Here is a 12,925-nt window from a genome sequence, read left to right on the forward strand (position 1 = left end):
CAGCAAAATGCGTTGTAAGATTGCGAGCGGCGCATTACCGCTGACGCGAACGCTGCGAGGAGATGCACCATGGCCGAAGCGCCCGATCTGAACATTCCCGTCGAAAAAGTGTGCTTCCTCGTCCAGCTTGCGCGCGAGTTCGACGTCAAGGACGTGGTGACGGAACCCGATCCCGGCTCCAACTCCGCCGATGACGCCATGCTCTCGGTGCTGGAAGACCACCCCGACGACCCGGTGCGCGGGGAAATTGTGAGCTTCATCCGCGGCCTGAACGAGGATGAGCAGATCGACCTCGTGACCCTCGCCTGGATGGGGCGCGGCGATGGCGAGACCTCCAGCTGGGACGAGCTGCGCGCTGAAGCCTCGCGGGCGCACAATAATCGCACCGCCAGCTACCTTCTGGGCATGCCGTTGCTGTCCGATTACCTTGAGGAAGCCCTGTCTCAGCTCGGCTATTCCTGCGAGGATCTTGAATCCGAGGAGTGATGCCGCCGGCGCCGTGCAGAGCGGGGAGCCCCCATGCCCTATCGCAGCAATGCCGACCTGCCGGCATCGGTGCGGGAGCATCTGCCGGCGCATGCCTGCGACATCTACCGCGCCGCATTCAATGCCGCCTATGCCGCGCACGCGGATGACCCGCGGCGCGAGGAAGCCGCCCACCGGATCGCGTGGGCGGCGGTGAAGCGCAAGTACATCAAAGAAGAGGGCCGCTGGATTTCCGTTCCGGACTGAAATCCCCATTGCCGGACGGTCGTGAGCCTGCCATGGAATTCGGCCCACGGATCGTTGACTCGGACCTGCGGCGCGAGTGCCCTCGCAGCCACGGCCACGGAGCAAACCTATGCGCCTGTTCTCCTCGGCCTTCGCCAATGGCGAGCCCCTGCCCCGTCGCTTCACCTGCGACGGAGAAAACCTGTCGCCGCCTTTGCAGTGGGCTGGCGTGCCCGCCGCCACCCGCAGCTTCGCCCTGGTCTGCTCCGATCCGGATGCGCCGCGCGGCACCTTTCACCATTGGGCCATGTTCGATCTGCCGCCCACGCTCACGGCGCTGGCGGAGGGCCAGACGCCCCTCGGCATTCGCGGCGCGCTCAATGATTTCGGCAAGCAAGGCTATGCCGGCCCCTGCCCTCCGCGTGGCCATGGCTCCCATCACTATGTGTTCGAGCTGTTCGCCGTCACCGTCCAGCGGCTCGAATGCGGGTTGCAGCCCACCGGCGCGGACGTGGCCCGGGCGGCGCGTCGCGCCTCCTGCGACATCGCCCGCCTCACCGGCCTTTACGCGCGCTGATCAGTCTCCGGCACCGGGCAGCGGGCCAATGCAGCCTCAACCTCAGCGTCGGAAACCTGGCTGAAATCGTCGTAAAAGCAGCCGATGGCCTCGAACACCTCCGGCGTCAGCGGGCAAATGATGGCGTCCACCTGCGGCCGCAGCTCCGCGAGGGTCTGCGGCGGCGCCACGGGAACCGCAAGAACCAGCTCCTGCGGCCCGCGCGCGCGAATGGCCTGAAGCGCGGCCTTCACCGTGGCACCGGTGGCAATGCCGTCATCCACCACGATGACGACGCGGCCGGAAATGGGCGCCCGCCGCCGCGCGCCGATATAGAGCGCGCGCCGCCGCTCGATCTCCTTCAGCTCCCGCTGGCAAACGGACTGGAAGGTGGCTTCGTCCACCCGGTCGAAGGCCAGGATGTCGGCATTGCGCACCACGATGGGTTCCGCCCCGTCCACCACCGCGCCCATGGCCAGCTCGGGCTGGGCCGGCAGGCCAATCTTGCGCACGAGCACCAGATCAAGCGGGGCATGCAACGCGGTGGCGATCTCGGCCCCCACCGGAACCCCGCCGCGCGGCAGGGCCAGCACCACCGCATCGCGGCCCGCATAGCTCGAAAGCGCCGCGGCGAGCCGCCGGCCCGCCTCGATCCGATCCCGAAAGCGCTTCATGGGTCCCTCCCCTCCGGATCGCCGCACAAATGATGCCGGAACCAGGCCGAAGCGCGCAGCGCCACCTCCTCCAGCGTGCCGGGCTCCTCGAACAGATGGCTGGCGCCGGGCACCACATCCAGCGCCACCGGCCCGCCGAAACGGGCAAGAGCGCGCCGATTCAGCTCCAGCACCTCCGCATCCGCCCCGCCCACCAGCAGAAGGGTGGGCGCGCGCACCCGGCTCAGCTCCGTCATCACCAGATCAGGCCGCCCGCCACGCGCTACGATCGCCCCCACCCGATCAGGCCGCCTGCTGGCCGCCGCGAGGGCCACCGCCGCCCCGGTGCTGGAGCCGAAGAGCCCCAGCGGCCGCGCGCCGGGCGCCCCCTGAGCGGCCGCCCAATCGAACACCTGAATCAAACGGTCCGACAGGAGCCGGACATCGAAGCGCTTCCACGCCTCATCCGCCTCCCGGGGCAGCAAAAGGTCGAACAGCAGGGTGGCGAAGCCATCGGCTTGAAGATGCGCGGCCACCGCCCGGTTGCGCGGGCTGTTGCGACCCGATCCGCTGCCATGGGCGAACACCACCAGCCCCCGCGCGCCGACGGGCTCGCAGAGCTCCCCGGCAAGGCCGAGCGGAGGGAGGGCAACTTCGCGCTCGGCGACGGAAACGGACGACATGGCCTTCTCCTGAAGGAACGATGCCCACCGGGAACACGCCCGCGGCGCCGATGTTCCCTGCGGCCGATTGCCTGATTCTCGACGCCCCGGCGGGCGATATCATTGATCCGCCGCAACCTCAGGGCGCAGCATCGCCAGCGGGCCGCGCGGGTGCTCCCCGCCAGTGGGCCCCCGCCATCATCTCGCCGTCCGCTTTCCGAGCTATGCTGTAGCATCCGCAGGTTGAACGATGGCCGCCGCGATGACTGACGCCTGGTCCTCCCCGCTCCCCGACCTTCTGGCCGCCCTGGACGCAACGCCCGAGGGGCTTTCCCCGGCGCAGGCCGACCAGCGGCGGCGCGAGCATGGCCCCAACCGGCTCACCCCCAGCCGCCGCGCCGGCGCCCTGCGACTGCTGGCGCGGCAATATCGCAGCCCGCTCGTGCTGATCCTGGTGTTCGGCGCCGTCATCTCGGCCGTGGTGCGGGACTGGACCGATGCCGGAATCATCATGGCCATCGTACTCAGCTCCACGCTGATGGGTTTCTTCCAGGAGTATCGCGCCTCGCAGGCGGTCGCGGCGCTGCGGGCGAAGCTGGCGCTGCGGACCACCGCGCGGCGCGCCGGCAAGCCGGTGACCATCGCCGCCGAAGACCTCGTGCCGGGCGATGTGGTGGAGCTTTCCGCCGGCAATCTCGTGCCCGCCGACGGGCGGGTGATGGCGGCGCGCGACTTCCTCGTCTCCCAGGCCGCGCTCACGGGCGAGACCTTTCCCGTGGAAAAATCCCCGGAGCCGGTGGCCGCCGATGCCGCTTTGGCGGGACGCACCAACATGGTGTTCCTGGGCACCTCCGTGCAGAGCGGCACGGCGCGCGTCCTCATCACCCGCACCGGCGGCGATACCGAGATCGGCCAGATCGCCGGCCATGTGGCGGATGCCAACGGCGACACCGAATTCCAGCGTGGCATTCGCGGTTTCGGCTACCTGCTGACGGAGGTGATGACGGGTATCGTCATCTTCGTCTTCACGGTGAACCTGCTGCTGCACCGGCCGGTCATCGAATCGCTCCTGTTCTCGGTGGCGCTGGCGGTGGGGCTCTCGCCAGAGCTGCTGCCGGCCATCGTCTCCATCACCCTGGCGGCGGGCGCGCGGGGCATGGCGCAGCGCGGCGTCATCGTGCGGCGGCTGGAGGCCATCGAGAATCTCGGCTCGGTGGATGTGCTGTGCACGGACAAGACGGGAACTCTCACCAAGGGCGTGGTGGAGTTCAACGCCGCGCTCGATCCTTCAGGCGCGGAAAGCGCCGCGGTGTTTGGGCTGGCGGCCGTGAATGCGCGGCTCGAAAGCGGCATCGCCAATCCGCTCGACGCAGCCATCGTCAAGGCGGCGGAGCAGCGCGCATGTCCCTGCCCCGGCGGCGCCAAGGTGGATGAGATCCCCTATGATTTCGTGCGCAAGCGCCTCACCATCGTGGTGGAGGAGGAGGCCCACCACCTGATGGTGACCAAGGGCGCCTTCGAGCCGGTGCTGGCGTGCTGCGGCACCGTTGCCTCGCCCTCCGGCCCCCTCCCCCTCGATGCTGTGGCGCGCGAGCGGCTCGAAGCCTTTTTCCGTGCCCGGGGCGAAGAGGGGTTCCGCGTGCTGGGCCTTGCCAGCCGGCGCCTCGCGCCCCAGGCGCGCTATGGCCGCGCCGATGAAGCGGGCATGGTGTTCGAGGGGTTCCTGCTGTTCTTCGATCCGCTGAAGGAGGGGATCGAAGAAACCGTCAGGGAGATCGAGAAGCTGGGCATCGCGGTGAAGATCCTCACCGGCGACAACCGGCACGTGGCCGCCCATGTGGCCGCCGCGGTAGGGCTCGACACGCGGCGCATCATCACCGGCCGGCAGATGAATGAAATGCGTGATGAGGCCTTGTGGCACCTGGCCGAGCACACCGCATTGTTCGCCGAGCTGGACCCCCAGCAGAAAGAGCGCATCATCCGCGCCCTTCAGCATCGCGGGCACGCGGTGGCCTATCTGGGCGACGGGGTGAACGACGCGCCCGCGCTGCACGTGGCCGATGCCGGCGTGTCGGTCGACCAGGCGGTGGACGTTGCGCGCGAAACCGCCGACATCGTGCTTTTGCAGCAGGATCTCAATGTGCTGCGCCAGGGCGTGGTGGACGGGCGGCGCACCTTCGCCAACACGCTGAAATACATCTCCATCGCCACCAGCGGCAATTTCGGCAACATGGTCTCCATGGCGTTCGCCTCGGTGGCAGTGCCGTTTCTGCCGCTGCTGGCCAAGCAGATCCTGCTCAACAATTTCCTCTCCGACATTCCGGCCATGGCCATCTCAACGGACAATGTGGATGAGGACGCGCTGAAGGCGCCGCAGCGCTGGAACATCCGCGCCATCGGCATTTTCATGCTGGTGTTCGGGCTTTCCAGCACGCTGTTCGATTTTCTCACCTTCGCTTTGCTGCTGCTGGTGTTCCACGCCGATGAGGCGCTGTTCCAGAGCACCTGGTTCACCCTCTCCGTGGTCACAGAGCTGGCGGTGATGCTGGTGCTGCGCACCCACATGCCGTTCTGGCGCAGCCGGCCCAGCCCCTTCCTCATGGGCGCGGTGGCCCTGGTGGCCGTGGTCACCATCGCGCTGCCCTTCATCGCCCCGTTGGCGCGGGCCTTCGGCTTCGTTCCGCTGCCGGCGAGCCTGCTGGCGCTCGGCGCGGGCATCGCCGTGCTGTATGTGGCAGGCGTCGAGATCACCAAGAAGCTCTTTTATTCCGGCGCCCATGTCTGGCATCGCCAGCACCAGGCCAAGTCATTCAGGAAGCGCCAACTTTTTCGACCCCGATGAGCCCCGCTCCAGCACCGAAGATGCACGCCAGCAAGGCGCCGCAGCCGCACGCGAAGGCCAACGAGCGCGACAGGGATTGATGTACTTATTATGTATCATGAATGTTTAACGTATTTCATTTCTTCGAAAATGAATTCATAACACTTATATCAGTCTCATTTTTTGATGGGTTTGAAAATCCGCGCGAAGTTATCGGCGTCGCCACCATTCTGCCCGCAAATAGACAAGGCCACACCCACTTCCGCAGCTTGGAGATTTGACAAATATCCCATGTTGCATATATGATACATTCTGTGATCCACAGAGGAATAGGGCTTCTTCGGGAGCCTTGCCGGGCAATTCTTGCCCCGTCGCCACCCGCTTCATGCGGCGCGCGGCACGCCCTTGCAACACAGGGGGGTCCATGACCGACTTCAAAACGCTGTTCGAGCAGCCCCGCCGGCCGGCCACCGAGCCGCTGCCTTCCGTACCACGGCCCTATGGCACCCTGGCCGTTTTCGGCGGCGGCGCCTGGGGCACCGCCCTCGCCATCGTGGCCGCCCGCGCGGGATGCTCCGTGCGCCTGTGGATGCGTGACGAAGCACGGGCGCGGGAGACCGCCCGCACCCGGCGCAACATGGCGCGCCTGGGCGACATCCCCCTTCCCGAGGGGGTGACCCCCACCGCTGATTTCGCCGCCGCCCTCGACGGAGCGGAGGCCGTGCTGCTGGTGACGCCCTCCCACACCATCCGCGAGATGGCGGCGCGTATCGGCGTCCATGCCGCCCCCGAGGTGCCGCTGTTCGTCAGCGCCAAGGGCATCGAGGCGCAGACCGGCCTTATGATGTCCGCCGTGGCGGAGCAGGCGGCGCCCGGCCGCCTCATCGGCGTGGTGTCGGGACCGACCTTCGCCGATGAGACGGCCCTGGGCGACCCCACCGCCGCCACCGTCGCCTGCACCGGGGCGGCGGACGTGCCGCCCTATGCCCGTGCCGGCGCCCGCATGGCGGCGAGCCTCACCTGCGACAGCTTCCGCCCCTACGTTTCCGACGACATGGCCGGCGTCGAGGTGGGTGGCGCGGTGAAGAACGTCATCGCCATCGCCTGCGGCATGCTGGCGGGAGCCGGGTTCGGCGAGAACACCCGCGCCGCGCTCATCACCCGCGGCCTGGACGAGATGAAGGAACTGGCGGTGTGCCTGGGCGGACGGCGCGAGACGGTCACCGGCCTTTCGGGCATGGGCGACCTGATGCTCACCTGCTCCAGCCAGAAATCGCGCAACTTCCGCTATGGCTTCGCCCGGGGCGAGGGCCGCTCCGACGCCGAGGTGTTCGGCGGCGCGCCGGTGCTGGTGGAAGGCCGGCACAATGCCATCACGGTCACCGACCTCGCCCGCAAGCTGAAGCTCCATATGCCCATCTGCGAGATGGTGCGTTCCGTGGTGGCGGACGCCCGGCCCATCGGCGAGGCCTTCGCCGCCTTCTGGGCCGCGCCCATCCACGCGGAACCGCGCGCCTTGGATCTCGCTTTCCCCCATCCGGCGGAAGCGGAAGTGACGCGCCGGTTCGAGGCTCTGCTGCCATGACCGCTGCTCTCGACCATCCCGCCGCGCCTCGGGCCTCGGCGGGCACAGCTGCGAACTGGCGCTTCGTGCTCGCCACCGATCTCGACGGCACCTTCCTGGGCGGCTCGCCGGACATGCGCGCGGGCCTTTATGACTGGCTGAAACGCCACCGGGACGATGTGGGCCTCATCTTCGTCACCGGCCGCGATCCGGACTTCATCCGCGCCTTGTGCGCCGGTGAGGTGGACCATGCGCCCAACGTGCCCGTGCCTGATTATGTGGTGGCCGATGTGGGCACCACCGTGGCCCGCATGGAGATGGGCAGCGAGGGCCCGGCTTTGTCCTTCCTCAAGGACCTGGAAGGGCCGATCTCCAGCGCCTGGGGAGAGCGCTCCGCCTTCGTGCGGGAGACGCTCTGCGATGCGCCGGGCCTCGTGCCCCAGGACACGCCGTTCCGCCACCGCATGTCCTATCATTACGACCCCGCCGGCTATGACCCGGCCGTCGTCCGCCCGCTGGAAGAAGCAGGGCTGGACATCCTCATTTCCGCCGGCTGCTTCCTCGACGTGCTGCCGGGCGGGGTGAACAAGGGCTCGACCCTGCTTGCCCTCGTCGACCATCTCGGCCTCCCGCGCGACGCGGTGCTGGTGGCGGGCGACACGCTGAACGATCTGTCCATGTTCCACACCGGCCTGCACGGCGCGGTGGTGGGCGGCGCGGAAGCCGCGCTGCTGGACGCCACCCGGGAGCTTCCCCGCACCCGGCATTGCCGCGCGCCCGGCGCGGGCGGCATCGCGGAGGCCATCGCGGCCTTCGGCCTTCACCCTGAGCCTCCGGAGGGCAGCATATGAAATCCGATCTCGTGATCGTCTATCACCGGGCACCTTACGAGGAGGTGGTGGAGGATGGCGGGATTGTCCTGAAGGAACACAAGAGCCCCAACGGCATCGTTCCCACCCTGAAGGCCCTCATCGGCCGCATCGATCGCGCCGCCTGGGTGGCCTGGAAGGAGGCGGAGGACCCGGCCAATCCGCCCTTCGAGCGCGTGGTGGAGATCTCCGACAGCTTCGGCACCTACACCGTGAGCCGCCTGCCCCTGACCGCCGAGCAGGTGAAGAGCTTCTACCATGTGACCTCAAAGGAAGCCTTCTGGCCCATCCTCCACGGCTTCAAGGAGCGCTACAATTACGATCCGGTGGACTGGCCCACCTTCCGCGCCGTGAATTGGGCGTTCGCCGAAGCGGCGGCGCAGGAGGCCAGCGACGATGCCGTGGTGTGGGTGCACGACTACAATCTGTGGCTCGTGCCGGGCTATTTGCGGCAGCTGAAGCCATCGGTGAAGATCGCCTTCTTCCACCACACGCCCTTCCCCGGCTCCGACATGTTCAACGTGCTGCCCTGGCGGAAGGAGATCGTGGACAGCCTGCTGTCCTGCGACGCGGTGGGCTTCCATGTGCCGCGCTATGCCCAGAACTTCGCGGCGGTAGCCCATTCGGTGGCCGGCGCGCGGCAGATCGCGGACACCAAGACGGACCCGCTGATGGCGAGCGAGGGCACCGCGCTCAACGAGCTGTTCACCCCGCTCGCCCTCGCGATGGACGGGCGCACCGTGCGCATCGACACCAATCCGGTGGGCGTGAACTTCAGCTATATCGAGGAGCTGGCCGCCGCCCCGGCCGTGGCGGAGAAGGTGGAGGCCATCCGCGCCGAGCTCGGCGGGCGCAAGCTGGTGCTGTCCGTGTCGCGCACCGACTACACCAAGGGCAACATCCAGCAGCTGGAAGCCTTCGAGCGGCTGCTGAACCGGCGCCCGGAGCTGCACAATCAGGTGCGCCTCATGCTGGTGTCCGTGGGCGCCAACCGGGGCATGAGCGTTTATGAGGATGTGCAGCAGCGCATCGAGGAGCTCTCAGGGCGCATCAACGGCACCTTCGGCAGCTTTGAATGGCAGCCGGTGTCGCTCATCTCCACGGCCATCCCCCTAGCCGAGCTGGTTGCGTATTACCGTGCGGCGGATGTCGCCTCCATCACCCCGCTGGCGGACGGGCTGAACCTGGTGGCGAGCGAGTTCTGCGCCGCACAGGGGGAGGATGGACGCGGCGTGCTCATCCTGTCGGAATTCGCCGGTGCCTCGGTGCTGCTGGAAGGAGCCATTCCGGTGAACCCCTTCTCCAACGCCCATATGGACAAGGCCCTCGACCAGGCGCTTGCCATGGCGGAAGCCGACGCGAAGGGCCGCATGAGCCTGCTACGCGCCTCCGCCCGCCGCTTCACCCTGGAGGACTGGGCGCAGACCACCCTGCGCGGGTTCGAGGAGCTGAAGACGCCCCTCGCGCCTCTGGCCACCGCGCCGGCGGCGTGAGGGCCGTGCCGCCGGCATCGCCCCCTCAGGCGTGGACGACGGCACATTCCGGCTGGCGCGGCGGCTGGCGCGCCGGTATATGAGGGACAGGTCCCCGTAGCTCAGCAGGATAGAGCACAGGTTTCCTAGAAAATTGGGCACCCGTGGCGGAAACGTCCGGTGTGAATCCGCTCAAAGTCGGGGAAAGCTTCGGCCCGGAATGTCGCTTCCGGCCATGCCAATCCCGAGCCAAGCCTTCCGGCCCGGCCTCGCGCCGGCTCCGCGAAGGAAGGTGTAGAGACTAGACGGGCGGCGCCTAAAGCCTTGCATGTGCGGGCCATGGCGAAGGGATAGTCCAGACCACGAACGCCGGTGCCAATGGCCCGGCGGCGGCGAAAGCCGAGGTGGGATGAAACCTGGTGTCGCGTGTTCGAGTCACGCCGGGGACACCAAACCATTCGACTCACGCACGCGGGGACTCGGGCTCCGCTCGCGTCCATGGCCCGGGCACGCCCCCCGGGGCGGGCCTTAGCCCACAACTGTGTCACCGGGGGCGGGGCAGCTTCAGTTTTCACCGAGACGCAGAGGCAGCCTCGCCTCTTGTTTTCGCGCGCGTCCCTCGCACAAGCCGGTTCCCGCTTCACGCGGAAACGCTCGGGGGCACCTGCTGGAAAGCATCTGCCGCGTCCGGCCCATGACACATGAAGGCCAATCGACGTCCCGTGTTGAGGCGCCATCCAACGGCCCAAGGCATTCGGGATGCTGCGATATTCAGGTGCCGCGAGCATGACGGCGAAACGGTGAAGCGCGCCCGCGACCAGCTGGGCCCGGCGCCCTTCCCGCGTCACTTTCCCCGCTTATCCGGCCAATCCGCGCGACCTCCTGAGGCCAAAGGGGGCATTTCGCACATGCCCAAGCCCAAAGGCGAAGCACACAGCGCCCCGGCAAACACTGTCGACGAGGTCAACGCAGGATGATGACAGATGCGCCGACCATGGACCGTCGCCCGGCGCCCTCGCGCCGCGTCATGGCGACGGGCCTGCTCGCCTTGCTTCTGGCCGGGCTATCATTGCTCGCCTCCCCCGCGCGAGCTGACGACCTTGCGGCATCGCTGAGCGCCATCGAAAAGCGCGCCGGTGGACGGCTGGGCGTCATGATCCTTGAGCCGGGCGGCAACCGCAGCTGGGCCTACCGCGCCGACGAGCGCTTCGCCATGAACAGCACCTTCAAGGCCTTCGCCTGCGCGGCCCTGCTGGCACGCGTCGATGCCGGTGCGGAAAAGCTGGAGACGCAGATCCCCATCACCTCCGCCGACCTGGTACCCCACGCGCCGGTGACACAGCAGCATGTGGGCGCGAGCATGAGCCTCGATGCCCTTTGCGCGGCGGCGACAAGGCTGAGCGATAACACCGCCGCGAACCTCATTTTGGCGCGGATCGGCGGGCCAAAGGGGCTCACCGCCTTCATGCGCACCCTCGGCGATAAGACCACGCGGCTCGACCGCCTGGAGCCGGCCCTCAACGAAGCGGCGCCCGGCGACCCGCGGGACACAACCACCCCGGCCGCCGCCGCGCGGAGCCTTGAAACCCTGGTGCTGGGTGACGCTCTTTCCGCTGGCTCGCGCCGCCGGCTCACCGATTGGCTGGAGGCGGACGCCGTGGCCGACGGGCTGCTGAGAGCCGCGCTGCCCGCTGGCTGGCGCATCGCGGATCGCACGGGCGCCGGGGACCACGGTTCGCGGGGCATCATCGCGGTCATCTGGCCGCCCGGCCGCGCCCCGGTGGTCGCCGCCATCTATCTCGGCGAAACCTCCCTCTCCCTGGCGGAACGGGATGCCGTCATCGCCCAGGTCGGGCGGGCGTTGGTCACGGCCCTACAGTAGGGGGAGCTCAGGGCTTCCGCTTGCGGAACACCAGGGAGAGATTATTGGCGGGCATCGCCACCATCTCGGCGAGGTCGAGGCCCTGCGCGGCGGCGCACGCCTCCATATCCTCCAGCATCCTCAGGCCCCAGCGCGGATCGCGGCGGCGCAGGTCGCGATCGAACGCCGCGTTGCTCTCCACCGTGGGCACCCCGGCCCGGTGGAATGCGCCATAGATATAAAGCGGCCCGCCCGGTGGCAGATGGCGCCCGGCGCCGCGCATCAGCCCCTCGGTCGCCGCCCAAGGGCTGATGTGGAGCATGTTGATGCACACCATGACGTCCACCGGTCCCACGGGCCATTCATCCGCGCTGGCATCCAGCGCCAGGGGGGCGCCCACGTTGGAAAGACCTTCCGCGGTAACCCAGGCGGCAATGGAGGCGCGCGCCTCGGGCGAGGGGTCGGAGGGCTGCCAGACCACATCCGGCCGCTTGCGCGCCATGAAAATCGCGTGCTCACCCGAGCCGCTGGCGACCTCCAGCACCCGGGCCGATGGCGCCAGCAGCGGATCCAGCACCGCGAAGATGGGCTCGCGGTTGCGCGCCACCGAGGGCGCGGACAAGCGCGCCTGAGCATCGAAACCGGACACCAACACCCTCCCCTCGCCGCAAGCGCGGCCGCCCACCCGGCGACAAGCGCGGGCACCATGTTGCCTGAGCTGCCCCGCCTCCTCAACCGGCCGGCAACGGACAGTAAGAAAGGGTGAACACGCAGGGTGGGCCCGAACCTTCAACCCCGACGCCCGATGCGGTACCTTATGCCCATGCCTCTGTCCGTCCCGAAACGCCTTGCAAGGCGCGCGCGTGCGACCGCCAGCGGCCGAAACGGCAGCCTCGCGCACACCGGCTCAAGGGTGTCGGCCAGCGCACGGATGTGCCGCCTCGGCGCCCTGTTCGGTGCTGTGCTGATTTCGGGATTATGCCCTGCGGCGAGTACCCATGCCGCATCACCAAAGGCCACCACCTGCGCCCTCGCCCCGCGCCCCGCCGCCGGGGAGACGGCCCACGTCACCGGCCTGGGCGCGGATGGCAGCCTCACCCTCGACGACGGACGGCATTTCGCACCCGACCGGATCGCATTGCCCACACGCCTGGAACCCTCCCGCAAGGTGATCGAGGCGGCCGGCGGCGCCGTCACGGCGGCCCTGGGAGGGAGGACCATCACATTCTCGCGTGCGCAAACCGATCGCCATGGGCGCCTGGTGGGCGAGGCCGTGATGACCGACGGGCCGGACGCGGGCTCGGACATCGCCACGATTCTCGTGGCGGCGGGTGCCGCCTTCACCGATGCCCAGGGCCCCTGCGCCGCCGCGCTGCTTTCGGCCGAGGCCCAGGCCCGCGAGGCCCGGCGGGGCCTGTGGGCCGAGCACGGCGCCATTGCTTCCGCAACGGACGAAGCGGAAATGTCGCGCCGCCTGGGCCTTTATACCGTTACGGAAGGTCGAATTTTGTCTGTTGGCGTCCGGCGCGAGCGTACCTATCTGAATTTCGGTGAAAGCTGGCGGCGAGATTTCACACTTATGGTGCCGACCAGGGATTTCGCCATAATCTTGGGGCAAGGCCAAGATCCCGTTATACTGCGCGGTGCACGGATACGTGCGCGCGGCGTGGTGCGGGAACAGGGCGGCCCGGCGATCATGATCCGGTCGCAAGCCGACATCGAGCGGCTGAGCGACCGAACGGGAAGCGAGGATTGA

12 protein-coding genes are annotated in these 12,925 nt (G+C 68.3%); 9 read left to right on the forward strand and 3 right to left on the reverse strand.

What is annotated here, in order from left to right; all coding sequences use genetic code 11:
* Positions 1 to 69 precede the first annotated feature (69 nt).
* The 3 genes from V5F26_RS16710 (at position 70) to V5F26_RS16720 (ending at position 1,288) form a co-directional block, all read left to right on the forward strand.
* The gene (locus tag V5F26_RS16710; RefSeq protein WP_234052325.1) at positions 70 to 486 is read left to right on the forward strand and encodes a DUF3775 domain-containing protein; all 417 of its coding nucleotides are present in this window, start codon (positions 70 to 72) and stop codon (positions 484 to 486) included.
* A 33-nt stretch (positions 487 to 519) separates the two neighbouring features.
* Positions 520 to 732, forward strand: coding sequence for a ChaB family protein (locus V5F26_RS16715; protein WP_234052326.1), 213 nt, complete (start codon positions 520 to 522; stop codon positions 730 to 732).
* A 109-nt stretch (positions 733 to 841) separates the two neighbouring features.
* Positions 842 to 1,288, forward strand: coding sequence for a YbhB/YbcL family Raf kinase inhibitor-like protein (locus tag V5F26_RS16720; RefSeq protein ID WP_234052327.1), 447 nt, complete (start codon positions 842 to 844; stop codon positions 1,286 to 1,288).
* Here the strand turns inward: V5F26_RS16720 and V5F26_RS16725 are convergent.
* Both V5F26_RS16725 and V5F26_RS16730 read right to left on the reverse strand, forming a co-directional pair.
* Positions 1,276 to 1,941 carry a phosphoribosyltransferase gene (locus tag V5F26_RS16725; protein ID WP_394055259.1) on the reverse strand — a complete coding sequence of 222 codons (666 nt, stop codon included), beginning with the start codon at positions 1,939 to 1,941 and terminating at the stop codon, positions 1,276 to 1,278. The genes V5F26_RS16720 and V5F26_RS16725 overlap by 13 nt on opposite strands.
* Complete coding sequence (locus tag V5F26_RS16730; protein WP_394947349.1) at positions 1,938 to 2,603, reverse strand: dienelactone hydrolase family protein; 666 nt, start codon at positions 2,601 to 2,603, stop codon at positions 1,938 to 1,940. Before V5F26_RS16730 ends, V5F26_RS16725 begins: the two co-directional genes overlap by 4 nt.
* Before the next feature lie 241 nt (positions 2,604 to 2,844).
* On the opposite strand from V5F26_RS16730, the gene mgtA reads away from it, so the two are divergent.
* From mgtA to bla, 5 genes are all read left to right on the forward strand, one after another.
* Entirely contained in the window at positions 2,845 to 5,424 is a 2,580-nt protein-coding gene (gene mgtA, locus V5F26_RS16735) for a magnesium-translocating P-type ATPase (RefSeq protein ID WP_394947348.1), read from the forward strand.
* A 403-nt stretch (positions 5,425 to 5,827) separates the two neighbouring features.
* Complete coding sequence (locus V5F26_RS16740; RefSeq protein ID WP_394947347.1) at positions 5,828 to 6,988, forward strand: NAD(P)H-dependent glycerol-3-phosphate dehydrogenase; 1,161 nt, start codon at positions 5,828 to 5,830, stop codon at positions 6,986 to 6,988.
* Entirely contained in the window at positions 6,985 to 7,818 is an 834-nt protein-coding gene (locus tag V5F26_RS16745; RefSeq protein ID WP_394947346.1) for an HAD family hydrolase, read from the forward strand. Before V5F26_RS16740 ends, V5F26_RS16745 begins: the two co-directional genes overlap by 4 nt.
* Positions 7,815 to 9,329, forward strand: coding sequence for a glucosylglycerol-phosphate synthase (gene ggpS, locus V5F26_RS16750; RefSeq protein ID WP_394055268.1), 1,515 nt, complete (start codon positions 7,815 to 7,817; stop codon positions 9,327 to 9,329). Before V5F26_RS16745 ends, ggpS begins: the two co-directional genes overlap by 4 nt.
* 973 nt (positions 9,330 to 10,302) lie before the next feature.
* The gene (gene bla / locus V5F26_RS16755; protein ID WP_394947345.1) at positions 10,303 to 11,190 is read left to right on the forward strand and encodes a class A beta-lactamase; all 888 of its coding nucleotides are present in this window, start codon (positions 10,303 to 10,305) and stop codon (positions 11,188 to 11,190) included.
* A 7-nt stretch (positions 11,191 to 11,197) separates the two neighbouring features.
* Here the strand turns inward: bla and V5F26_RS16760 are convergent, their stop codons facing one another.
* Entirely contained in the window at positions 11,198 to 11,818 is a 621-nt protein-coding gene (locus V5F26_RS16760) for a DUF938 domain-containing protein (protein WP_394947344.1), read from the reverse strand.
* A gap of 264 nt (positions 11,819 to 12,082) precedes the next feature.
* Between V5F26_RS16760 and V5F26_RS16765 the strand changes: the two genes are divergently transcribed.
* Entirely contained in the window at positions 12,083 to 12,925 is an 843-nt protein-coding gene (locus tag V5F26_RS16765) for a thermonuclease family protein (protein WP_509210523.1), read from the forward strand.

This window comes from Xanthobacter variabilis, from assembly GCF_043831965.2.
Lineage (GTDB): Bacteria > Pseudomonadota > Alphaproteobacteria > Rhizobiales > Xanthobacteraceae > Xanthobacter.

Bases quoted from the DNA above. Each gene is read 5' to 3' on its own strand.
- V5F26_RS16710 (WP_234052325.1), top strand. From the start codon at position 70: ATGGCCGAAGCGCCCGATCTGAACATTCCCGTCGAAAAAGTGTGCTTC.
- V5F26_RS16715 (WP_234052326.1), top strand. From the start codon at position 520: ATGCCCTATCGCAGCAATGCCGACCTGCCGGCATCGGTGCGGGAGCAT.
- V5F26_RS16720 (WP_234052327.1), top strand. From the start codon at position 842: ATGCGCCTGTTCTCCTCGGCCTTCGCCAATGGCGAGCCCCTGCCCCGT.
- V5F26_RS16725 (WP_394055259.1), bottom strand. From the start codon at position 1,941: ATGAAGCGCTTTCGGGATCGGATCGAGGCGGGCCGGCGGCTCGCCGCG.
- V5F26_RS16730 (WP_394947349.1), bottom strand. From the start codon at position 2,603: ATGTCGTCCGTTTCCGTCGCCGAGCGCGAAGTTGCCCTCCCTCCGCTC.
- mgtA (WP_394947348.1), top strand. From the start codon at position 2,845: ATGACTGACGCCTGGTCCTCCCCGCTCCCCGACCTTCTGGCCGCCCTG.
- V5F26_RS16740 (WP_394947347.1), top strand. From the start codon at position 5,828: ATGACCGACTTCAAAACGCTGTTCGAGCAGCCCCGCCGGCCGGCCACC.
- V5F26_RS16745 (WP_394947346.1), top strand. From the start codon at position 6,985: ATGACCGCTGCTCTCGACCATCCCGCCGCGCCTCGGGCCTCGGCGGGC.
- ggpS (WP_394055268.1), top strand. From the start codon at position 7,815: ATGAAATCCGATCTCGTGATCGTCTATCACCGGGCACCTTACGAGGAG.
- bla (WP_394947345.1), top strand. From the start codon at position 10,303: ATGGACCGTCGCCCGGCGCCCTCGCGCCGCGTCATGGCGACGGGCCTG.